This is a genomic window from Falsiroseomonas sp., from assembly GCF_051859025.1.
GTDB lineage: Bacteria > Pseudomonadota > Alphaproteobacteria > Acetobacterales > Acetobacteraceae > Falsiroseomonas.
Genome location: NZ_JBHYGL010000001.1, coordinates 545,367 through 567,602 on the forward strand (window position 1 = coordinate 545,367; position 22,236 = coordinate 567,602).

Consider the following 22,236-nt stretch of genomic DNA (forward strand, 5'->3'; position numbering starts at 1 on the left):
CATCAATGCGGCAGCAGGGCGGCCTGCCGCAAGGGGGCGCGTCAGGCCAGGGGCTCCAGCAGCGCGGCGGGCAGGGCGCGGTGGCGCAGCAGCCCGGCCTCCGCCACCGCCGCATGCAGCGCGGTGAGGGCATCGAACCAGGCGGCGTGCGGGCTGCCGGCGGCAAGCTGCCCGACCAGGCGTTCCGACCGCGCGCGCTGCCGCACGCTGTCATCGGAGATCGGCGTGGGGTTGCGCCCCACATTCAGGTCGCCGCGCACCAGGCTGAGGTCGAGGTGCCGTTCGTAGTGCAACTGCGCGGGTTCGACCGGCACGCCGATCAGGGCGGCGATGCGCGGCAGCAGGGCGGCGGGGTTCGCGGCCAGGGCCTCGAACGCAACCAGGGTGCCGTCCTGGTCCCGCAGGATCGCGAGCATGGTGGAGACCGCCCGGCGATACTTGTCGCACCACAGGCCGAATTGCCGCGCATCCAGCGGCACCTGGTCCCCCCACCACTGGCCGCGGCGCTCCACCTCCGACAGGAAGGTGTGGGCGGGGCGGCGCAGCAGCATCAGTGCCACGCGGTCCAATGGCAGCGGCGACTGGTCCAGCATCAGGCGGAAATGGCCGAGGAAGTCCAGATGCGCCGCCGTCTCCTTGACGAAGAGGCAGCGGCTGGCGTCCGGCGCGATGCCGGCCTTGTCCAGCAGCCGCGGCAGGGTGGCATCCGCGGCGCCGTCCAGCACGCGGCCGTTCCAGGGCTCGAACACCGCGTCCACCTTCGAATGGACCTGGAACATCGCGGTCAGCAGCGTGGTGCCGGACCGCGGCAGGGCCATCAGCGCCGCCAGGCGCCCGGGCAGGCCGGCCGGAGCCTCGATGCCCGGCAGGGGCGCCGCCGCGACGCCCCGGGTGGCGAGGAGGAGGGGCACCAGGCCCTCGCCCTCCGTCGCGATGGCATGGCGGGCGGAGGCGATGAGCACCAGGCTGGCATCGGCGAAGCCCGCCCCGCGCAGCCTTGCGACCTGCGACCAGGCGCCAGGGCCGATGCTGGCGGGCAGCGGCACGATGACGATGCCGCCGGGGCGCAGCGCGGGCAGGGCGTTCTCCCACCCCGCCGCATCGCCGACCAGCAGGTCCGCCCGCCCTTCCGCATGCAGCGAGTCGTGGGGCGCGAGCAGCCCCAGCCGATGCAAAGCGGGCGCAGGATCGGTGCGGGCGATGATGCGGAGATCCTGCCGATGCGCCCAGCCCTGGCGCCGCAGGACGACGCGCAGGGCCAGTTGCAGGGCGCGCCGGGGCGCGCCCTGCAGGGCATCGACCGGCGCCAGGCCCATCACGCCCGTCAGGGGATCCGTCACACCATGGCGCGCGGCCGCCACGCCCACCGCCTGCGCGATGCCGGGCGGCTGGGTGGCGCGCCAAGCGCGCCAGGCGGCTTCGTCGCGGAAGGGCAGGAAGAACTCGGGCACCGGGACGAGGGCCTTCAGCTATTGGGCCCGCGTTCCATCGCATAGGGCTGCCAGCGGCGCAGCCCCGATTCCGGCAGGGTCGTCGGATTGACGCAGGACATGGGCCAGCGGCCGGAGAGCACCAGCGCCATCTCCTGCCCCGCGCGACGCTTCCGCGCCTCATCAAAGCGGGCGGAGGCGCTGGCATTATGCGGGCTGAGGATGATGTGCGGCATCTTCAGCAGCGGATTGTCGGGACTCGGCGGTTCCTGTTCCAGCACGTCGAGTCCCGCGCCGGCGATGGTCTTCGATTCCAGGGCCGCGACCAGCGCTGCTTCATCCACCGTCGGGCCGCGGCCCGTGTTGATGAAGATGGCGGTGGGCTTCATCTTCGCGAAATGCCTGGTGGTGAGCATGTGGCCCGTATCCGGCGTGGCGGGCGCGTGCATGGAGATGAAGTCGGACTGCGCCAGCACCTGGTCCAGGCTGGCGGGCAGGACGCCCAGCGCCGACATCGTCAGTTCATCGACGAAGGGGTCATAGGCCATGAGGCGCAGGCCAAAGGCCTTGGCGCGGATCGCGACCAGGCGGGCGACGCGGCCGAAGGCGACGAAGCCCAGCGTCTGGCCCATCAGCCGCGGCACGGTGTTGAGCTGAGGCCTGCCTTGCGCCCAGCGGCCTTCCCGCACCATGCGGTCCTGTTCGATGCAGCGGCGATGCGTCGCCAGCAGCAGCATCATCGCGTGGTCGGCCACTTCCTCGATGAAGGTGTCGGGACAGTTGGTGACGGGGATGCCGCGCGCCGTGGCGGCGACGACATCGATGTAGTCCACGCCGACGCTGGCGCAGGTGATGACCTTGGCCTTCGGCGCGGCCGCGATCATCGCCGCCGTCAGCTTCATGCCCTTCATGTAGATCGCATCCGCATCGCCGGCGGCGGCGATGAAGGCAGCCTCGTTCGGCGGGCATTCCACGATCTCGGCGCCCAGGCGCTCCAGCGCCTCCATCTCGTACCCATAGCCACCGGCGGCGGCGATCGCGGGTGTCAGGATCTTCGGCATGGCGTTTCGTTCCCCCAATCGGATCCGCGGACGGTTGCACGCGCCCCGGGGGGCGACAAGCGCGCGGGGGCTGGTAGGCTTCGCGTATCAGCAATGCGGGGAGGGAGGGCGCAATGGCACGCCTGACGGGAAAGATCGCCTGGGTGACGGGCGCGGGCAGTGGGATCGGGGAGGCCGCGGCGCTGGCGCTGGCGGAGGAAGGTGCCACGCTGGTCCTGACCGGCCGCCGCGTGGCGCCGCTGGAGGATGTGGCGGCGCGGATCCACGCCAAGGGCGGAGAGGCGCATGTCCAGGCCGCCGACATGATGGTGGGCGCGCAGGTCGCCGCCATCGGGGCCTTCCTGGAGGAGAAGTTCGGGCGGCTCGACGTGCTGGTGAACAATGCCGGCCTGAACATCACGCCGCGCCGCTGGGGCGTGCTCTCCATGGAGGGGGCGGATGAGCTGATCCGCGGCAACCTCAACAGCGCCTTCTACGCCGTCACGGTGGCGCTGCCGCTGATGCGGAAGCAGGGCGGCGGCGCGATGATCCACACGGCTTCGATGGCCGGCCGCCTCGTCTCCCCCATGTCCGGCCCCGGCTATACCGCCGCGAAGCACGCGGTGGTGGCGATGAGCCATTCGATCAACGCGGAGGAATGCGTCAACGGCATCCGTTCATCGGTGGTCCTGCCGGGCGAGGTCGCGACGCCGATCCTCGACAAGCGCCCCAACCCCGTGAGCGCGGAGGAGCGGGCGAAGATGGTGCAGAGCGCCGATGTGGGCGACCTGATCCGCTACATCGCCTGCCTGCCGCCGCATGTCGTGCTGAACGAGGTCTGGATCACGCCGCGCCACAACCGCAGCCTGATCGCGACGCTGGAGCGCAAGCTGTAGCTATTCCTCCACGCCGGGGAAGGGTTTCTGCTGGAGCAGCGCCGCGAGATGCGCGGCGTTGCTCGCGAGCATGGCGGCGGTTTCCTCCACCTTGGCCGGCGTCTGCTTCAGATCCTTGAAGTCCTTGTCGCCCATCGCCTCCCCCACCCAGTAGCAGGCGGCGCCCGGAGGGATGGTCCAGCCGACGTCGTTCAACGCCTGGAAGATGAGGGCGGAGGAGGCATGGGCGCCGTCTTCGTTGCCGACGATGGCGGCCACGGCGATCTTGCCGGTGGAGGGCATGCGGCCCTGGTCATCCGTCTCGTCCAGGAAGGCGTCCATGCGTTCCAGCACGCGCTTGGCGATACTGCTGGGCTGGCCGAGCCAGATGGGCGTGCCGAGGATGAGGATGTCGTGCCGCAGGATCTTCGCGCGGAGCGCGGGCCAATCGTCGCCCTCGCCCTCATCAGAGGTGACGCCGGGCTTGATGTCGAGCGCGGCGACGCGGACCGTTTCCGTCAGCGTGACGTCATGCTCGCCGAAGGCCTTGGCGAGCACGGCGATCATCGTGTCGGTGGAAGATGTCTCGCTGACGTCGGACTTCAGCGTGCAGTTGAGGGCGATGGCGGTGAGCGGCATGGGCGGCAACTCCGGCTGTGACGATGGAAAGCGCCATCGCCACAGCCGAGTTCCGTCATTCCTTCACGGCACCCGTCAGGCTGCTGACGTAGTAGTCCACGAAGAAGCTGTAGAAGATCGCGACCGGCAGCGACCCCAACAGGGACCCCGCCATCAGCGCGCCCCATTGGTAGACGTCGCCCGTCACCAGCTCCGTCAGGATCGCGACGGGCACGGTCTTGTTCTCGCTGCTCTGGATGAAGGCGAGCGCGTAGATGAACTCGTTCCAGGACAGGGTGAAGCTGAAGATGCCGGCGGAGATCAGGCCCGGGATCGCCAGCGGCAGGGTGATCTGGCGCAGGATCTGCAGGCGGGACGCGCCATCGATCAGCGCGCATTCCTCCAGCTCATAGGGGATCGACTTGAAGTAGCCGATCAGCAGCCAGGTGCAGAAGGGAACCAGGAAGGTCGGGTAGGTCAGGATCAGCGCGAAGGGCGTGTCGAACAGGCCGAGTTGCACCACCATCGTCGCCAGCGGGATGAACAGGATGGAGGGCGGAACGAGATACGCCAGGTAGATGGCGAGGCCCACATACTGGCTGCCCCGGAACCGCAGCCGCTGGATGGAATAGGCCGCGAGCGTGCTGGCGAACAGCGACAGGAAGGTGGCCGCGATGGACACCAGCATCGTCGTCCATAGCCAGCTCGGATAGCTGGTGTTGAACAGCAGGTGCTTGATGTGGTCGAGGGTGGGAGAGGTGATCCAGAACGGGTTGTGCTGCGCGAAGTCGTACAGCTCCGCATTCGGTTTGAAGGCCGTTACGCCCATCCAATAGAAGGGGAAGAGCAGGATCAGCAGGAAGCAGGCCAGTGGGACATACAGCATCACCACCCGCCGGGACTTGCTGTCCCAGCTCAGCATCTCCGGCGCCGCGGTGGCGGAATTGGTGGCCTCAGTCATTGGACTCTCCCTGCTGCCACTTGCGCCGGGCAAGGCCGAAGTAGCTGAACAGCGTCGCGAAGACGAGGAAGGGGATCATCGCCACCGCGATGGCGGCACCTTCGCCGAGCTGCCCGCCCGGGATGCCGCGCTGGAAGGCGAGCGTCGCCATGAGGTGGGTGGAATTCACCGGCCCGCCGCGCGTGATGGCGTAGACCAGCTGAAAATCCGTGAAGGTGAAGATGATGCTGAAGGTCATCACGATCGCCAGGATCGGCATCAGCATCGGGAAGGTGATGTGGCGGAAGCGCTGCCAGGGCGTCGCGCCGTCCAGCAGGGCAGCCTCATACAGCGAGGGCGAGATGGTCTGCAGCCCCGCGAGCAGCGAGATCGCGACGAAGGGGATGCCACGCCAGATATTGGCGAAGATCAGCGACCAGCGCGCCGGCCAGGCCGTGTTGATGAAGTCGATCGGTCCTTCCGTCAGCCCCATCTTGATGGAGAGGTAGGACAGGATCGAGAATTGCGGGTCGTAGATCCACCAGAAGGCGATGGCGGACAGCACCGTCGGCACGATCCAGGGCAGCAGGATGATGGCGCGCAACAGCGACTTCATCGGCAGGTGCTGGTTGAGCAGCAGCGCGAGCCAGAGGCCGAGGCCGAATTTTCCGAAGGTCGCGACGGCCGTATAGAAGACGCTGTAGAAAACCGAGTTGAGGAAGATCGGGTCTCCCAGCAGGTACTCGAAATTCTCCAGCCCCACCCAGATGCCGGGGCGGCCGATCGTCGTATCCGTGAAGGCCAGCCAGATGCCGAGGCCGAGCGGATAGGTCAGGAAGGTCATCAGCAGCCCGACCGCGGGGGCCAGGCAGACGATGATGAGGAAGGCCTTGTTGTCGAACAGCCGGGCGAGCGCGCCGGGTTGCTGGCGCGTCTTGGTCCAGACAGGCGCGGTGGTGGCGGACATGGTCCCTCCCGGCGGGGAAGGGCCGGCCATGATGGCCGGCCCCCTTTCTTTCAGCGGCGGCGGAAGTAGCGCTGGGCGCGGCGTTCGGCTTCGGCCGCTGCGGCCTGCGGTGTGGACTGGCCGGAGGCAACGGCCGCGCACATCTGCACCATGACGTAGTCCGCCGTCGCGGCGACGGAGCCTTCCGTGATCGGGCCCTTGTAGCCGTTCCAGAAGGGGTTGTTCATGGTGTCGCGGAACACGGCGATCTTGGGATCGCGCGTCCAGGTGGCGCTGGCGGCATAGGCGTTCAGGGGCTGCGACCAGTAGCCGATATTGGCCTGCAGCCAGGGATCGTACTGCTCCGCCTCGAACAGGTATTGCAGCAGCGCCTTGGCGGCGTTCGGGAAGCGGCTGTGGCGGAACACCATGGCGTTCAGCGTCAGGCCCGCATTCGGCACCGCGTTCAGCGTGCCCTTCGGCATCGGCGTCATCTGCGTGTCTTCGGCGATGTGCCGCAGCGCCGGGTCGTTCAGCATGGAGAAGTACAACGAGACGCCATTCTGCGTCAGGTGGCATTCGCCGGCCGCGTAGGCGCGGTTGTTGCTGATGTCGCCCCAGGCCAGCGTGCCGGGCACGAAGGTCGGGTAGAGTTCGCGCAGGTAGTTCAGCGCCGCGATGGTCTGCGGGCTGTTGATGCTGACCGCGCCCTGTTCATCCGTCAGCGACCCGCCGAAGGACCAGACCAGCCAGTTCGCGAAGGCGTTGCCGTCGCCGACCGCATTGCCCAGCGCGAAGCCCGCGGGCTTGTTGATGCGGCGCAGCGCCTGGCAGAGCCGCAGGAAGCCCGCATGGTCGTCCGGCACGCTGTCGAACCCGGCTTCCCGCAGCGTGGAGGTGCGCCAGATGGCCGGGCCGCCGGAGGCGCCGAAGGGCAGGCTGATCCAGCGCTGGCCGCGCCGACCATAGGCCTGCGCCAGCGCCCGCCAGCCACCGTATTTCTGGCCGAGATAGGTGGCGACATCGGTGACGTCGTGGATCTTGTCCGCGAACAGATGCGGCCCCGCGTCGAAGCCCACGATGATGTCGGGGCCGGCGCCGGTATTCGCGGTGACGGCGGTCTGCTGGGTGATGTCCTCCCATCCCACGAAGTCCACGCGGACCTCGATGCCGTTCGCCTGGGCGAAGCGCTGGCAGTTGGCGCGCCAGACATCCTCATCCGGCTGTACGAAGCGCACGGGGCGCAGCATGCGCAGCGTGGCGCCGCGTTCGATCGGCAGGCTGGGCGGCGTCGCGGGCTGGGTCGCGATCTGTGCCTGCGCGGCGCCACCGGCGGTGGCGGCGGCGGCCATGGCGCCGGTGGCGGCCAGGGTGTCGCGTCGGGTGATCAGATTGGCCATCTTGTTCTGCTTCCTCCTTGTTCGTTGTTCAGTGGCGCAGGGTCAGGACAGGCGGTTGCCGTCCGGGCCGAAGAGATGCACGAGCGAAAGGTCGGGCATGATTCGCATCGCTTCGCCGGGCCTTCCCTGCACCCTTTCGCGGAAGGCGCCGATGATCTGCGTCTCGCCCACGCGCAGCGTCACCTGCGTCTCGGAACCCGTGGGCTCCACGATGACGATCGTGCCCTCCACCCCGGCATCCGACAGCATCAGGTGTTCTGGACGGATGCCGTAGGTCGCGGCATTGCCGCTGGTGCCGGGCGGCAGGGGCAGCAGGGCGCCGCCATCGGTGCGGAAGCCGCCATCGGCGATGCGGCCGGGCAGCAAATTCATGGCGGGGCTGCCGATGAAGCCCGCGACGAACAGGTTGGCGGGCCGGTCATACAGCGCCAGCGGCGCGCCGGCCTGTTCGATGCGCCCGCCATTCATGACGACGATCTGATCGGCCATGGTCATGGCCTCGATCTGGTCATGCGTGACGTAGATTGTCGTCGTCGCCAGGCGCTGCTGCAGTTCCTTGATCTCGGACCGCATCTGCACGCGCAGCTTGGCATCGAGGTTGGACAGCGGTTCGTCGAACAGGAAGACCTGCGGATGGCGCACGATGGCGCGACCCATCGCCACGCGCTGCCGCTGGCCACCGGATAGCTGCCGGGGATAGCGGTCGAGCAGCGCATCGAGGCCGAGGATCTTCGCCGCGCGCTGAACCTCCTCCTCCATGATGGTCGCCGGCGCCTTCGCCAGCTTCATGGAGAAGGCCATGTTTTCCCGCACCGTCATGTGCGGGTACAGCGCGTAGTTCTGGAACACCATGGCGATGTCCCGGTCCTTCGGCGGTACGTTGTTCACCACGCGGCCGCCGATCGAGATCTCGCCGCCCGAGATGTTCTCGAGCCCCGCGATCATGCGCAGCAGCGTGGACTTGCCGCAGCCGGACGGGCCGACCAGGACGACGAATTCGCCATCCGCGATCTCCACATCAACGCCATGAAGGATCTTGGTGCTGCCGAAGACCTTCTTCGCCTGCCGCACCGATACTGTCGCCATCCGCTACCCCCCGCGCGCCACACTTGCCGGGGCTGCGCAGCGTCAGGCTACACACGCCCTGACGATCCGCGCAACCTCACGCAGTAACTGCGTAGTTCACCTGTGCGACGCGCATGGCTTTGCGCTGGACGCGGCAAGGCGCGCGGGTCTAGCCATGCTGCATCGCAGCATGGGGGCGATCGCGCATGCCGGAACATTACAGGCGCCTGGCGATCCTGCTCGGCGCCCTGACGGCGCTGGGGCCGCTCGGCGTGGACATGTACCTGCCGGCCTTCCCGGCGATGGGTTCGGATCTCGCGGCATCGCCGGCGGAGGTGCAGCGTTCCCTCGCGACCTTCCTGCTCGGCATGGCGCTGGGGCAGCTGGTGTATGGGCCGCTCGCGGATCGCATCGGCCGGCGCGTGCCGATGATGGTGGGCCTGGTGCTGTTCACCCTGGCCTCCATCGGCTGCGCCCTGGCGCAATCCGCGGAGTCGCTGGCCTGGCTGCGGCTGGCGCAGGCGCTGGGCGGCTGCGTCGGCACCGTCGTCTCCCGCGCCGTGGTGCGGGATCTCTGTGACGAGCGAGGTGCGGTGCGGATGATGTCGCTGCTGATGCTGGCGATGGGCGCGGCGCCCATCCTGGCGCCCATGTTCGGTGGCTGGATGCTGGTGGGATTCGGCTGGCGCAGCATCTTCTGGTTCCTCGCGATCTATGGCGCGGTGGCGCTGGCCGTGCTGGCGGCGACGTTGCCGGAAAGCCTGGCGCCGGATCAGCGCCGTCGCGATGGCCCGATGGAGGTGCTGGCCACCTACCTTTCCATCCTGCGGGACCGGCGTTTCCTGGCGCCGGCCTTGGCGAGTTCGGTGCCCATGGCGGGGCTCTTCGCCTATCTCGCGGGATCGCCGATCGTGCTGATGAACGTGCACGGGCTGACGCCGGCGCAATACGGCGTGGCCTTCGGGTCCAATGCCCTGGCGCTGATCGCGGCGAGCCAGGTGACCGCGCGGCTGGTACGCCGCCACGCGCCGGGCTGGCTGCTGCCGCGGGTGCTGGTGGTGCAGGCCACGGCGGGCGTGCTGGCGCTGGCGGCGGTGCTGTCCGGCCTGCTGGTGCCGCTGCTGCTGGCCCTGTTCCTGTATCTCGGCCTGCTGGGGGCGACGCTGCCGCTGGCGGGCGCGCTGGCGATGCAGCCCATGGGGCGGGTCGCGGGCAGTGCCTCCGCGCTGATGGGCACCATCCAGTTCGGGCTCGGCGCGCTGGTCGGCGCGTTGATGGGCGCCATCGGCGGGGGCGCTTTGGCGATGGGCGTGCTGCTCGGCCTGGCCGGGGTCTCGGGCCTTTCGGCGTATCGGCTGCTGCGCCAGTAGGCGGTCAGCCCACCGGCAGGGGATCGGCCTCCGTCGCCGGCTCGGGCGCCGCGACGCGGCAGAGCGAGACCTGGATCTCCACCGTCAGCCCCTCCGGCTGCCAGGCCTGCACCAGGATGCCGCCGAGCTGGTCGCGGATGGTGGCGGCCACCAGGCGGCTGCCGAAGCCGCGGCGGGATGGCGTGCCCGCCACCGCCGGGCCGCCGCGTTCCTCCCACAGCAGCACCAGGTTGCCCGTCGCCGGGCGGATCGACCAGGTGATCGCAAGGCGCCCCTGCGGCCGAGACAGCGCGCCGTACTTCACGGCGTTGGTCGTCAGTTCATGGAAAGCGAGGGAGAGGCTCTGCGCGGCGGAGGGCGCGACGCGCACCGCCGGGCCTGCCATCGTCACCGTCGAATCATCCCTGCCACGCAGCGTGAAGGGGGCGAGTTCCCCGGCCAGCAGGGCGCGGAGCGAGGCGCCCGCCCAGCGCTGATCCGCCAGCAGCGTATGCGCCCGCGCCAGCGCCGCCACGCGCCCTTCCACCGCGGCGGCATAGGCATCGAGCGTGGTGCGCGGCGTCAGCCTCAGCGCGGCCTGCACCACCGCCAGGGCGTTCTTCGCGCGATGGTCCACTTCCCGCGCCAGCAGCGCGCGGCGTTCCTCGGCCTCCCGCCGCGCGGTGATGTCCTGCACCGTGCCGGCCAGGCGCAGCGGTCGCCCGGTGCGGTCATGCGCCACGACTCGCGCGCGGCTTTCCACCCAGACCACGCGGCCCTCCGGATGGTGGAAGCGGTATTCGGCGGTGTAGAGGTCGGACGTGCCCTCGGCGAGGCTTGCGAAGGCATCGGCGACAGCCGCCTGGTCATCCGCATGGATGCGGTCGGCCCAGCCGGGATAGGGGCCGATCGTGTCCTCCGCCGGGGCGCCGAAGATCGCGAGCGTCCGGGGGGAACGCTGCGCGATGCGGGTGAGGAGATCGACTTCCCAGGTGCCGAGGTCCGCCGCTTCCAGCGCCACGCGCAGCCTGGCCTCGCTCTCCGAAAGCTGGTCGCTGCGACGGGCGAGTTCCGCGGTACGCTCCGCCACGCGCTGTTCCAGGCTGGCACGCGCCGCGACGGCGGCCAGGTCCGCCCGTCGCACCCGCCAGGCCAGCAGGCCGAGCGCGATGGTGGCGGGGATGCCGATGCCCAGCAGCACGGCCACGCGCCGCAGCCAGCGATCGATGATGACCGACCTCTCGCGCGCTGCCGCGGCATAGGCGGGCCATCCCTCCACCGCGCGATAGACGATCAGCCGCGGCACACGGTCGAGGGCGGAGGTCTCCAGCGCCTCGATCCGCCGGGGACCCGATGCCATGGCGGCAAGGGTGGCGTCGGTGGTGTGTCGCGGCCAGGGCGGCGGGATGCCGAGTTCCAGCGTGCGCGCCAGCAGCGTGCCGTCCTGCCGCACGAGGGAGAGCACATCCTCCGACGTGCCGCGCAGGCGCGTGAAGCCGGCGACGAGCATGGCGGGCGTGATGGAGATGTTGATGACGCCTCCGAAGGCGCCGGGGGGCAGCCCGTTCGCCCGGCCGTCGAGGCGCATCGTCACCGTGAAGAAGTCGCGGCCATTGGCGCGGCCGCGCGCGACTTCCCCGACCAGCCAATCCGGCGCATCGGTGCGGTTCATGGCCACAAAATAGGGCCGGTCCAGCAGGTTCACCGGCGGCGGATCGGGCGTGTCGCTCGTTACCAGGATGCGGCCGGTGCGGTCGATTACATAGGCGCTGAAATCCTCGCCGTGCCGGTCCAGTTCCAGCACGTCGCGTAGGCGGAGGTGGAGGGAGGCGCGTTCTGCGCGGATCGCCTCATCCGGCATGTCGCGTAGCAGCAGCGCCACCTGCTGGCCGCGCAGACGGTGTGATTCGAGCATGGCGCGCGCGTATTCGGCGGCGGCATCGGCGGTGCGAGCGACCTCGACCGTCGCTTCCTCCCAGGTCGCGGTCCAGGAGATCCAGGCGCCGACGGCCTGGATGGCGATGGGCACCGCCAGGGCGGCGGCCAGCAGCGTCCGGCGCGGGGCGGTTGTCTCCCGCCCCCTCACGATGTCGTCAGCGCTTCTGATGCGGCTCGATTCCACGGCGACAAGATGCCGCTTGCGGCGGCAACCGCAATGATGCCGCGCCCCCGCGCGCGAACACGAATGCGCGCGGGCGCGGGGGTGCTACCGCCGGACCAGCGCCTCCGCGGCCGCCACGATCTTTGCCGTGTCAGGTTTCAGCGCGTCCTCCAGCGGGGGCGCGAAGGGCACGGGCACGCGGGGCTGGCCGACCCGCGCCACGGCCTTGATCGCGGCGGGGCCGAGGCGTTCCACCATCCGCGCCACGATCTCCCCGCCGAAGCCGCCCACCGTCACGGCCTCATGCGCCACCAGCAGCCGCCCGGTGCGGCGGAGGGAGGTCGCGACCGCTTCTTCGTCCCAGGGCCAGAGGGTGCGGAGGTCCAGGATCTCAGCCTCGATCCCGCGCTCCGCCAGCATGGCGCCGGCTTCCTCCACCTGCGGCACGATGGCGGACCAGGTGACGATGGTCAGGTCCTTGCCCGCCCGTGCCAGACGCGCCTTGCCGAAGGGGATCGGCTCGATCACATCGGGCACGTCGCCGGTCAGCGGAAACAGGTTCTTCGGGTCGAAGAACAGCACCGGGTCGTCGCTGCGGATGGCGGAGACCAGCAGCCCCGCCGTATCCGCGGGCGTGGCGGGCACCGCGACGACGACGCCGGGGATATGGGTGAACCAGGACTCCAGCGTCTGGCTGTGCTGGGCGGCGGAGTTGCGCCAGATGCCGTGCGGCATGCGGACCACCACGGCGGGCTTGGCCTGGCCGCCGAACATATAGCGCACCTTGGCGACCTGGTTCACCAGTTCATCCATTGCGCACATGACGAAGTCGAAGATCCGCATCTCGATGATCGGCCTGGTGCCGACCAGCGCGGCGCCCAATCCGCCGCCCATGATCATGCTTTCGCTGATGGGCGTGGAGACGATGCGATCCGCTCCGAATTCGTCGAGGAAGCCGCGATACTGGCCGAACAGCCCGCCGCGGGCGACATCCTCGCCGAGCACCCAGACGGTCGGATCGCGCCGCATTTCCTGCAGGGCGGCGAGGCGAGCGGCCTCCACCAGCGTGACTTGCGCCATGATCAATGCGCCTCCACCGCGCCGCTATCCTGCACGTCTTCCCAGGCGATGGCCGGATCGGGCCAGGGGGCGGAAAGCGCATCCTCCCGCGCATGGGTCATCTCGGCCCGCGCCTCCCCCTGGATGCCGTCCAGCATCGCGCCTGGCACGCCTTCCGCCAGCAGGCGGGCGCGGAGGCGGCCGATGGGCTCGGCTTCCTTCGCCGCGGCGACGGCGGCGGGGTCGCGCCAGGCGGCGGGGTCGCTGCTGGTGTGGCCGGTGATGCGGTAGGTGGTGGCGTGCAGCAGGCGGGGGCCGGAGCCGCCTCGGATCTCGGCCACCAGCCGCGCGGCGGCATCGTCCACTGCCGCGGCATCGTTGCCATCGATGCTTGTGCAGGGCACGCCCAGCGCCTGCGCCCGTGCCGCCACGCCGGGGCCGGCGGTGACGGAGGCGGTGGCGGTGAAGGCGGCGACTCCATTGTCCTCACACACGAAAAGGACGGGCAGCCGGTAGAGCACGGCCCAGTTCAGCCCTTCCAGGAAGGGGCCGCGGTTGATGGCGCCGTCGCCGAAGAAGCAGGCGACGATGCTGTCCTGCCCCAGCAGCTTGATGCCCTGCGCCGCGCCGACCGCGATGGGGATGCCGCCCGCCACCACGCCATTCGCGCCCAGCATGCCGACGCTGAAATCGGCGATGTGCATCGATCCGCCCTTGCCCCGGCAATGCCCGCCGGCACGGCCGAACAATTCCTCCATCATGCCGGAGACGCCGGCGCCCTTGGCCAGCGCATGGCCGTGGCCGCGGTGGTTGGATGTGATGCGGTCATCGCGGCGGAGATTGCCGCAGACCCCGGCGGCCACGCCTTCCTGCCCGATCGAGACATGCAGCGGCCCGGGGATCTCGCCCGCCTTGTGGGCGGCGAGCGCCGTCTCCTCGAAGGCCCGGATGCGGCACATGGTGCCGTAGAGCGCGATGAGGCGCGCGCGGTTGTCGCCCCCATCGATGATTGGGCCTATGTTCATGGTCCGGTCCCGTTTCCCCAACCGTCTGCCTTGGCCCCCCGCCGCGATGCGGGGGGCTTGCGGAGGATGCTTGAGCGGGCGAAGGAATCAAGCCGGGGTGGCAAACACCCGGCTCGGGGGGAAGATGGACGGCGCCACGCTGGTCCTGGATAGCGTTACGCATTTGTCATCCGCCGCGCGCGGTCGCGCGGCCTGCTGCGCCAGCCATGGGGGCGTCTATGCCGCCTGGTATGCGGCGCGCGCGGGCGTTTCCGCCGTGATGCTGCATGATGCCGGAATCGGGCGGGACGCCGCGGGGATCGGCGGGCTGGACTGGCTGGCGGGGCAAGGCGTGCCCGGTGCGACGGTCGGCTTCCGCACGGCGCGCATCGGAGATGGCGCGGACATGATGGCCCGCGGCGTGCTGAGTTTCGTCAACGCGCCCGCCGCCGCGCTGGGCCTGGCGCCGGGCATGGGATGCGCGGAGGCGATGGCGCGGCTGGAAGCGGCGGCGCTGCCGGCGGCGCCCGATGTCGGGGCGATGGGGGAGGCGCGGTACGAACTGCCGGGAAGCGGCGGCGTCCGCGTCTTCGCCCTCGATTCGAACGGACTGGTCGGGCCCGGGGATGCCGGCCACATCGTCGTCACGGGATCGCATGGCGGGCTTCTGGGCGGGCGGCCGGAGACGGCGGTGAAGGCCGCGGTCCTCGCCGCGCTCTACAATGATGCGGGGATCGGGATCGATGATGCCGGCATCTCCCGCCTGCCGGCCCTGCAGGCGCGCGGCATCGCGGGCGCCACGGTCGATTGCAACACCGCCCTGATCGGGGACGGGATGAGCACCTGGCGGGATGGGATCATCTCCGCCATCAATCCGCTGGCCGCCGCACGGGGTGGCGCGCCAGGACAATCCGCGCGCGACTTCGTCGCCGCCATGCTGGAGCACGCCTGATGACTGCCAACGCCACGCGCCGGATGTCCGGCGGCGCCGCACTCGCGGAAATGCTGAAGCTGCATGACAGCGGCCCGATGTTCGGCATGGGCGGCTTCCAGCTGCTGCCATTCTACGAGGCGTGCCGGGTGTTGAAGGTGCAGCACTACCTCATCAACGATGAGCGCTGCGGCGCCTTCGCGGCGGATGCCTATGCGCGCGTCACGAACCGTCCCGGCCTTGTGGATGGCACGCTCGGCCCGGGGGCGACGAACCTGGCGACGGGCCTGGCGGAGGCCTTCAACGCGGGCATGCCGATGGTCGCCATCGTCGGCGACGCCAACCGCCAGCACGCCTGGAAGAACATGACGCAGGAGGCGCGGCAGTTCGACGTGCTGCGCCCCCTGGTGAAGGAGGCGATCCGCGTCGAGGTCATCTCCCGAATCCCGGAACACCTGCGCCGCGCCTATGCGGTGGCGACCAGCGGGCGGCCGGGGCCGGTGCTGCTCTCGGTGCCGGAGGACGTGGCCCATGGCGAGCATGATTTCGACGCCGGCGATTTCTGGATCGATCCCGGCACGCTGAAGGCGCAGGCGCGGCGTTCGCGGCCGGCGCGGGACGACCTGGCGCGCGCCGCGGCGCTGATCGCCAAGGCCGAACGCCCGCTGATCCTGGCCGGCGGCGGCGTGCATATCAGCGAGGCCTCCGAGGCGCTGCTGGCGCTGGCGGAGGCACAGGGCATCCCGGTGGCGCACACCATGTCCGGCAAGGGCGCGATCGGGTGCAACCATGAGCTCTCCGCCGGTGTGTTCGGCCGCTATTCGCGCATCGCCAATGATTTGATCGGGATGAGCGACTGCCTGCTGGTGGTGGGCTGCAAGCTGGGCGAGATCGCGACCAAGCGCTTCACGCTGATGCCGGCGGGCGTGCCGCTGATCCACCTGGATGTGGTGGCGGAGGAGATCGGGCGGACCACGCGGCAGGATGTGGCGCTGGTCGGCGATGCGCGCTGCGGGCTGGAGGATCTGCTGGCCGAACTCGGCCCGCGGAAGGGTGGCCGCGCCGAATGGTGCGCGGAAGTGCCGCGGCGCATGGCCGCCTGGCTGGAGAGTGCCAAGGACCGGCTGGAATCGGTGGAAAGCCCGATCAATGTCGGGCGCCTGATGGGCGAACTGAACAAGATCCTGCCGGAGGATGCGGTGCTGGTCGCGGATGGCGGCTTCGCCGGGCATTGGGGTGGGCTGCTGTTCGACACCAAGCGGGCGGGCAGGGGCTTCGTCGCGGATCGCGGCTTCGCCTCCATCGGCTACGGCGTTCCCGGCGGCATCGGGGCGCAGATTGGCGTGGGCAAGAAGCGCCGCGTGGTATCGCTGACGGGCGATGGCGGCTTCAACATGTCGATGGGCGACCTGGAGACGGCGCGGCGCGTCGGCGCGCCCATTGTCGCCTGCATCTTCAACAACGCGGCCAGCGGCTATGTGAAGGCGCTGCAGCATGCCGTGTTCGGGCATGGCAACTATCAATCCTCCGACCTGGTGGAGATGAACTATGCGAACATCGCCAACGCCATGGGCTGCCAGGGCATTCGCGTGGAGGACCCCGAAAAGCTCGGCAACGCCATCCGGGCGGGGCTGGAGAACACGGACACGCCGACGGTGCTGGACATCGTCGTGACGCGCGATCCCGCCAAGATGCTGCCGGCGGCGGATAACCGGACGCTGAAGGTGGAGAAGGGCGACCGGCCAGTCTGACGCGGGCCGGTCTGATTCGGGCCCGCATGATGTCACCGCGGCCGTAACACTTGTGTTGCGGTTCGCGAATAGGATGGGGCGATTCGAGGACGCGCCCATGCCCCGCCTGCCCCATGCCCGCTTCATCCCCCTGGCCCTGGCGCTGGGGGGCGCGGCCTTGTCGGCGTTGTCTCTGCTGGCCTGGCCGGGCTTCTGGCCCCTGGTGGCGCTGGCCGTCACGGGCGGGCTTTCGGCGCTGGGGCTGCGGGACCTGTTCCATCCCACCCATGCCGTGCTGCGCAACTACCCCATCGCCGCGCATCTCCGCTTCATCCTGGAAAGCATCCGGCCGGAGATGCGCCAGTATTTCTTCGAGGATGAGAAGCACGGCACCCCCTTCAGCCGCGACAAGCGCGCGGTGGTCTATCAGCGCGCCAAGATGCAGCTGGACAAGCGTCCCTTCGGCACCCAGTACGACGTGTACAAGGACGGCTTCGAATGGCTGCAGCATTCCATGGCCGCGAAGCCGCCGGCGCATCACTCGCCACGGATCGTCATCGGCGGGCCGGATTGCGCTCAACCTTATGCGACCTCGCTGCTCAACATCTCCGCCATGTCCTTCGGATCGCTGTCCGCCAACGCCATCAAGGCGCTGAACAAGGGGGCGAAGGATGGCGGTTTTGCGCATGACACAGGGGAGGGCGGCCTCAGCCCGCACCACAGGGAGCATGGCGGCGACCTGATCTGGGAGATCGGGTCGGGCTATTTCAGCGCCCGGAACGCCGATGGCAGCTTCTCGCCCGAACTCTTCGCCAAGGTCGCCGCCAGCGACCAGGTGCGGATGGTGGAACTGAAGCTGAGCCAGGGCGCCAAGCCCGGCCATGGCGGCGTGCTGCCGGGTGCCAAGGTCACGGCGGAGATCGCGCTGACCCGCGGCGTGCCGATGGGCACGGATTGCGTCTCCCCCCCAAGCCATTCCGCCTTCTCGACCCCGATCGAGATGATGCGTTTCATCGCGGAGATGCGGCGCCTGTCCGGCGGCAAGCCCGCGGGCTTCAAGCTCTGCATCGGGCATCGCTGGGAATTCCTCGCGATCTGCAAGGCCATGCTGGAGACCGGCATCACGCCCGACTTCATCGTGGTGGATGGGGCGGAGGGTGGGACCGGGGCAGCGCCCCTCGAATTCATGGACCATATCGGGATGCCGATGCGGGAGGGGCTGGACTTCGTCCACAACGCGTTGATCGGCGTGGGGCTGCGAGACCGCGTAAAGATCGGTGCCAGCGGCAAGATCGCCAGCGGCTTCGATATGGCGCGCGCCATGGCGCTGGGCGCGGATTGGTGCAATTCGGCGCGGGGCTTCATGTTCGCGCTGGGCTGCATCCAGTCGCTCTCCTGCCACACCGATCGCTGCCCGACCGGCGTCGCCACGCAGGACCCGACGCGCAGCCGCGCCCTGCTGGTGCCGGACAAGGCCACGCGCGTGCGCCAGTTCCAGGCCGCGACGCTGGAGGCGCTGGGCGATCTGGTGGCGGCGGCGGGGCTGGAGCATCCATCGCAACTTCGCCCCGAACACTTCATGCGCCGCGTCTCCGGCCAGGATGTGCGCAGCTTCGCCGAATTGTTCCCCCGGCTGGAGGATGGCGCCCTGCTGCGGGGCTGCGATGATGCGCGCTTTCGCGATGCCTGGGCCATGGCGGATGCGGCCAGCTTCGCGCCCCGCAGGCTGGCAAGGGCCATGGCGTGATGTAGGCTTCCGCCCCGTAGAAGGATGCGGGAGGACAGCGTGGGCCAGGCGAATGCCGCCAATCTCGGGCGGCTGCTGACGCAGACGGCGCGGCGCCTGCCGCGATCCCTGGCCCTCGCCTGGGGTGAGCGCGCCTGGACCTACGCAGAACTGGATGCCCGGGTGGACCGGCTGGCGGCGGCGCTGCGCGGCCTCGGCGTGGGGAAGGGGGATCGCGTGCTGGTCCATTCCCGCAACACCAACGCGATGTTCGAGACGATGTGGGCCTGCTTCAAGGCCGGCGCCGTCTGGGTGCCGACGAATTTCCGGCTGACGCCGGCGGAGGTCACCTACCTCGCCACCTCATCCCGCGCCGTGGTGATGATCCGCGATACCGGCTTCGCGGGCCATGCGGCGGCGGTGCGGGTAGCGTCTTCCCACCTCCGCACCGTCATCGCCGTGGGGGATGCCGGGGAGGGGGAGCAGGATTATGGGAGGCTGCTGGCGGCTGCCGAGGCGCCGCCGCCGGATCATGAAACCACGGTTGCCTACGACGATCCCTGCTGGTTCTTCTACACCTCCGGCACCACGGGCCGGCCCAAGGCGGCGGTGCTGACGCATGGGCAGATGGCCTTCGTCGTCACCAACCACCTGGCCGATCTGATGCCTGGCACGACCGAAGGCGATGCGTCGCTGGTGGTGGCGCCGCTGTCGCATGGTGCCGGCATCCATGCCCTCGCGCAGGTCGCGCGCGGCGCCCGTTCGGTGCTGCTGGCGGGGGAGAAATTCGACCCGGCGGAGGCCTGGGCGCTGGTGGAGGCGCACCGCGTCTCCAACATGTTCACCGTCCCCACCATCCTGACCGCGCTGGTGCGCGACCCCGCGGTGGACCGGCACGACCATTCATCGCTGCGCCACGTCATCTATGCCGGCGCGCCGATGTATGACGCCGACCAGGCGGAGGCACTGGCGAAGCTCGGCCCCTGCCTGGTGCAGTATTTCGGCCTGGGCGAGGTCACGGGCAACATCACCGTCCTTCGCCCCGACCAGCACGTGCCGGAAAATGCCGGCAGTTGCGGCGCGCCCCGCACGGGGATGGAGGTCGCGATCCTCGGCGAGGACGGCACGCGCCTGCCGCCTGATGCGATCGGGGAGATCTGCGTCCGCGGCCCCGCCGTCTTCGCCGGCTATTTCGAGAATGCGGAGGCCAATGCGAAGGCCTTCGCCCGCGGCTGGTTCCACACCGGGGACCTCGGCCGGATGGATGCGCGGGGCTTCCTGTTCATCACCGGCCGGGCGTCCGACATGTTCATCTCCGGCGGGTCGAACGTCTATCCGCGGGAGGCAGAGGAGGCGATCCTGACCCATCCCGCGGTCGCGGAATGCGCGATGGTGGGCATGCCGCATCCGCGGTGGGGGGAGGGGGGCATCGCCTGCGTGGTGCCGCGCCCCGGCATGACGGTGGATGAGGCCGCGGTGCTGGATCACCTCCGCGACCGCATCGCCCGCTACAAGCAACCGCTGCGCGTCGTGGTCTGGGATGCGCTGCCCAAGTCAGGCTACGGCAAGGTGCCGAAGACGCTGGTGAAGGCACGGCTGGAGGCGGAGGGGGTCGGCTTCTAGGTGTGTGGTCCCGGGATGAGATGGTGCGGGTTGATTTTGAAGCTTGATGGATCCTTGGTCCAGGCCTCGCAGATGGCCTGGAAGGGTGTTTGCCATCGCAGTGCCTTGAGATGCTTGCCGAAATTATAGGCTTGGACGAAGGCCAGGACGTGGGCCTTGAGGGCCTCAAGGTCAGGATAGTGGAAGGCCTTGATGGTGGCCTCCTTGACGGTGCGGTTCATCCGTTCGGCCTGGCCGTTGGTCCAGGGATGATAGGGTTTGGTGAGCTTGTGCTTGATGCCGTGCTCGCCGCAGACACGGTCGAAGATGTGGCCCATCCACTGGGCGGTGGGGCCATCGCGGTATTTTGGCAGGTCGGCGAAGGCCATGCCGTTGTCGGTCAGCACGGTGTGGATGGCATAGGGGAAGGTGGCCACGACCTCGCGGAGAAAGGCGGCACCGTTCAGCTTGGTTGCGGCCGGCAGGAAAGCGACGTGGGTGAACTTGGACACCCGGTCGATGGCGAGGAACATGAAGAGCTTACCCTCGGCCAGGCGCAGCTCGCAGATGTCGATATGGACGTAGCCGATGGTGGTTTCGGCGAAGCGCTTACGCTTTGAGGTCGCCTCTTCGTTTTGGGGCAAACGGGATATGCTGTGACGCTCCAGGCAGCGGTGGAGCGCGCTGCGGCTGAGCTTCGGGATCGTATCCCGCAGGCAGCCCATGACGTCATCGAGCGGCAGCAGGGTACGGCGCCGGAACTCGACGATGATTGCTTCCTCGGCCTCGGTCAGGGTGGTGCTGCGGGGCTGGCGTGGCCCCATCGGTGCGTCGGCGGTGGTCCGCCGGGCGCGCCACTTGGCTACGGTTTTGGGGTTCAAGCCGTACTGGGCGGCGAGGGCGCGGGTCGACGCTTGCGACGCTTGGAGTTCGGCTCGAACTCGCGGCGTCGTTCGGGCTGAGCCGTGAAGACCTGCTGCCATAGGGCGTCCTCCTGGTCACGGGGGAACGCACCACCACACTCCGGGACTGCACACCTAGGGTGGCAGCGTCGCTTCCCGCGATCGGCCCGCCTGAAGTTGCGCGCAAGTGACGGCGCTCTGCTCTGTCGTACCTGCATCCGCGCCACCGGGACTTCGTAACCCCACTCGTTCAGAATCTATTTGCCAGTGCGATTATCGTTGGCTATTTGGTTTCAGATGCGCAACCAGGTGTTTACTTTACTGCATCAGCGGCGGTGTCAGCCGCTCCCGTCAATTTTGGGCTGCCTAGCCACCCCTCATCCCCCGTTCGGTCTGCTTGTATTGCCACACGCTCGGCGGCCACACGCCGCGCCACCAGCCCGCCGGAAGCAAAGTGGAAGGATCGGCTTGATGGACGACATGCGTAAATCAGCCGTGGACGCAGTTGCGATGATCATCGCCGGCCGCGAAGACACGCTCATTCCCGGCGTCGAAGAGGCGATACGCAGCTATATTGCGGCACAGGAGCGCCTGACTTGTCTGACCATCGTGTCGCGTGGCGAATCCGGCGACATGCTGGAGGTTTTCGCGCCTCGTCCTCCCGATCTGCGATACGTCAGGGCCCTGACGGCCTTCGTCCTGAAAAGGGACTTCGAGGGCCGCAAGCTGGACTCCATCCTGTCCGAAGGCACCGCGGCGAAGGTCGCTGACGTTTTTGCGGCCGAACTGGCATCTGCCTCCGACAAGATATCTGACGCTCTGGTGCCCTTTGTGTTGCGAAGCGAGGTGTTCGTCGAGGGTCTGTCTTCCGCCGTTATCGATGCGTATCAAGGCGGGGTCCCTGCCCATATGCGTCGTCAGGTGACGACTGCGCTGACGGGAAAGCTCAAGACCGTGTTGGCGCAACACATCGACTCAACCGCGATAGGCTCGATCAAGGCTGGGCTTGGGAAGACGGTAGGTTCGGCTGTGGCAACCCCGGTCGGCGCGAAGCTGGCGGCTGTCATGGTGCATACGCTTGCAACGAGTCTGAAGCCAATCATCATCAAGATATTGTCCAGCACGGCCCTCAAGGCCGCGATCGCAACCAAACTGAAGGCTGTCGTAATCGGTTCGTTTCTCGGCGCCTTCGTCAAGCTCCTGGCAGTAAAGCTTGGCCTGTCCACGGCAGCGACTGTCGCCTGGATCCTGCTGCCAATCCTCGTGGCGTGGCTGTCGGCAGAGGCCTACCGCTTCCCCGGCAAGCTCGCCGACAGCGTGGCAGACGCGGTCGGGAAAGACATGCGCGCGGGCTTCCAGCAGACGAGTCGGTCGACGGCGGAGATGATCGTCGAGATGGCCGCGAGCGAGGCAATCGCCGTCGTCGCCAGGTCCATGATCACTGACGATGATGTTGCAGAGATCATCAACCGGGCCATACAGGACGCGGCGTGAGGGCGACGCCGTTCTGGGCGACAG

At 68.9% G+C, this 22,236-nt stretch carries 18 protein-coding genes; 7 read left to right on the plus strand and 11 right to left on the minus strand.

What is annotated here, in order from left to right; all coding sequences use genetic code 11:
- Positions 1 to 41: 41 nt before the first annotated feature.
- Positions 42 to 1,451: a hypothetical protein gene (locus ACTIE5_RS02740; RefSeq protein ID WP_439548157.1), complete on the minus strand. Its 1,410-nt coding sequence runs from the start codon at positions 1,449 to 1,451 to the stop codon at positions 42 to 44.
- A 14-nt stretch (positions 1,452 to 1,465) separates the two neighbouring features.
- On the minus strand, positions 1,466 to 2,491 hold the full coding sequence (locus tag ACTIE5_RS02745; RefSeq protein ID WP_439548158.1) for a C-terminal binding protein: 1,026 nt from the start codon (positions 2,489 to 2,491) through the stop codon (positions 1,466 to 1,468).
- Positions 2,492 to 2,604: 113 nt separating this feature from the next.
- Between ACTIE5_RS02745 and ACTIE5_RS02750 the strand changes: the two genes are divergently transcribed.
- Positions 2,605 to 3,366 (plus strand): SDR family oxidoreductase, encoded by a 762-nt coding sequence (locus ACTIE5_RS02750; protein ID WP_439548159.1) that lies wholly within the window; start codon positions 2,605 to 2,607, stop codon positions 3,364 to 3,366.
- Here the strand turns inward: ACTIE5_RS02750 and ACTIE5_RS02755 are convergent, their stop codons facing one another.
- From ACTIE5_RS02755 to ACTIE5_RS02775, 5 genes are read right to left on the minus strand one after another with little or no spacing between them, the layout of a single operon-like run.
- Positions 3,367 to 3,984 carry a flavodoxin family protein gene (locus ACTIE5_RS02755; RefSeq protein ID WP_439548160.1) on the minus strand — a complete coding sequence of 206 codons (618 nt, stop codon included), beginning with the start codon at positions 3,982 to 3,984 and terminating at the stop codon, positions 3,367 to 3,369.
- A 55-nt stretch (positions 3,985 to 4,039) separates the two neighbouring features.
- Positions 4,040 to 4,924 (minus strand): carbohydrate ABC transporter permease, encoded by an 885-nt coding sequence (locus ACTIE5_RS02760; protein WP_092961325.1) that lies wholly within the window; start codon positions 4,922 to 4,924, stop codon positions 4,040 to 4,042.
- Positions 4,917 to 5,870 (minus strand): carbohydrate ABC transporter permease, encoded by a 954-nt coding sequence (locus tag ACTIE5_RS02765; protein ID WP_439548161.1) that lies wholly within the window; start codon positions 5,868 to 5,870, stop codon positions 4,917 to 4,919. The genes ACTIE5_RS02760 and ACTIE5_RS02765 overlap by 8 nt, the downstream gene beginning before the upstream one ends.
- 50 nt (positions 5,871 to 5,920) lie before the next feature.
- Complete coding sequence (locus tag ACTIE5_RS02770; RefSeq protein WP_439548162.1) at positions 5,921 to 7,249, minus strand: ABC transporter substrate-binding protein; 1,329 nt, start codon at positions 7,247 to 7,249, stop codon at positions 5,921 to 5,923.
- Between the two features lie 42 nt (positions 7,250 to 7,291).
- Positions 7,292 to 8,335 carry an ABC transporter ATP-binding protein gene (locus ACTIE5_RS02775; protein ID WP_439548163.1) on the minus strand — a complete coding sequence of 348 codons (1,044 nt, stop codon included), beginning with the start codon at positions 8,333 to 8,335 and terminating at the stop codon, positions 7,292 to 7,294.
- A gap of 185 nt (positions 8,336 to 8,520) precedes the next feature.
- On the opposite strand from ACTIE5_RS02775, the gene ACTIE5_RS02780 reads away from it, so the two are divergent.
- Positions 8,521 to 9,684, plus strand: a complete 1,164-nt coding sequence (locus ACTIE5_RS02780) for a multidrug effflux MFS transporter (protein WP_439548164.1) — start codon at positions 8,521 to 8,523, stop codon at positions 9,682 to 9,684.
- Between the two features lie 4 nt (positions 9,685 to 9,688).
- On the opposite strand, the gene ACTIE5_RS02785 is transcribed toward ACTIE5_RS02780, so the two are convergent.
- The 3 genes from ACTIE5_RS02785 to ACTIE5_RS02795 form a co-directional block, all read right to left on the minus strand.
- Positions 9,689 to 11,785, minus strand: coding sequence for an HWE histidine kinase domain-containing protein (locus ACTIE5_RS02785; protein WP_439548165.1), 2,097 nt, complete (start codon positions 11,783 to 11,785; stop codon positions 9,689 to 9,691).
- Between the two features lie 84 nt (positions 11,786 to 11,869).
- Positions 11,870 to 12,844, minus strand: a complete 975-nt coding sequence (locus ACTIE5_RS02790; protein WP_439548166.1) for an alpha-ketoacid dehydrogenase subunit beta — start codon at positions 12,842 to 12,844, stop codon at positions 11,870 to 11,872.
- Between the two features lie 2 nt (positions 12,845 to 12,846).
- Entirely contained in the window at positions 12,847 to 13,848 is a 1,002-nt protein-coding gene (locus ACTIE5_RS02795; protein ID WP_439548167.1) for a thiamine pyrophosphate-dependent dehydrogenase E1 component subunit alpha, read from the minus strand.
- A 97-nt stretch (positions 13,849 to 13,945) separates the two neighbouring features.
- Between ACTIE5_RS02795 and ACTIE5_RS02800 the strand changes: the two genes are divergently transcribed.
- From ACTIE5_RS02800 to ACTIE5_RS02815, 4 genes are all read left to right on the plus strand, one after another.
- Positions 13,946 to 14,779: a hypothetical protein gene (locus ACTIE5_RS02800; RefSeq protein ID WP_439548168.1), complete on the plus strand. Its 834-nt coding sequence runs from the start codon at positions 13,946 to 13,948 to the stop codon at positions 14,777 to 14,779.
- Positions 14,779 to 16,509: a thiamine pyrophosphate-binding protein gene (locus ACTIE5_RS02805; RefSeq protein WP_439548169.1), complete on the plus strand. Its 1,731-nt coding sequence runs from the start codon at positions 14,779 to 14,781 to the stop codon at positions 16,507 to 16,509. The genes ACTIE5_RS02800 and ACTIE5_RS02805 overlap by 1 nt, the downstream gene beginning before the upstream one ends.
- 97 nt (positions 16,510 to 16,606) lie before the next feature.
- Entirely contained in the window at positions 16,607 to 18,235 is a 1,629-nt protein-coding gene (locus tag ACTIE5_RS02810; protein WP_439548170.1) for an FMN-binding glutamate synthase family protein, read from the plus strand.
- Between the two features lie 39 nt (positions 18,236 to 18,274).
- Positions 18,275 to 19,837 carry an acyl-CoA synthetase gene (locus tag ACTIE5_RS02815; protein ID WP_439548171.1) on the plus strand — a complete coding sequence of 521 codons (1,563 nt, stop codon included), beginning with the start codon at positions 18,275 to 18,277 and terminating at the stop codon, positions 19,835 to 19,837.
- On the opposite strand, the gene ACTIE5_RS02820 is transcribed toward ACTIE5_RS02815, so the two are convergent.
- The gene (locus ACTIE5_RS02820; protein ID WP_439548172.1) at positions 19,834 to 20,799 is read right to left on the minus strand and encodes an IS481 family transposase; all 966 of its coding nucleotides are present in this window, start codon (positions 20,797 to 20,799) and stop codon (positions 19,834 to 19,836) included. The two genes, ACTIE5_RS02815 and ACTIE5_RS02820, sit on opposite strands and share 4 nt — an antisense overlap.
- Positions 20,800 to 21,189: 390 nt before the next feature.
- Here ACTIE5_RS02820 and ACTIE5_RS02825 point away from each other — a divergent pair, with 390 nt between their 5' ends.
- Positions 21,190 to 22,212, plus strand: coding sequence for a hypothetical protein (locus ACTIE5_RS02825; RefSeq protein ID WP_439548173.1), 1,023 nt, complete (start codon positions 21,190 to 21,192; stop codon positions 22,210 to 22,212).
- Positions 22,213 to 22,236 lie beyond the last annotated feature (24 nt).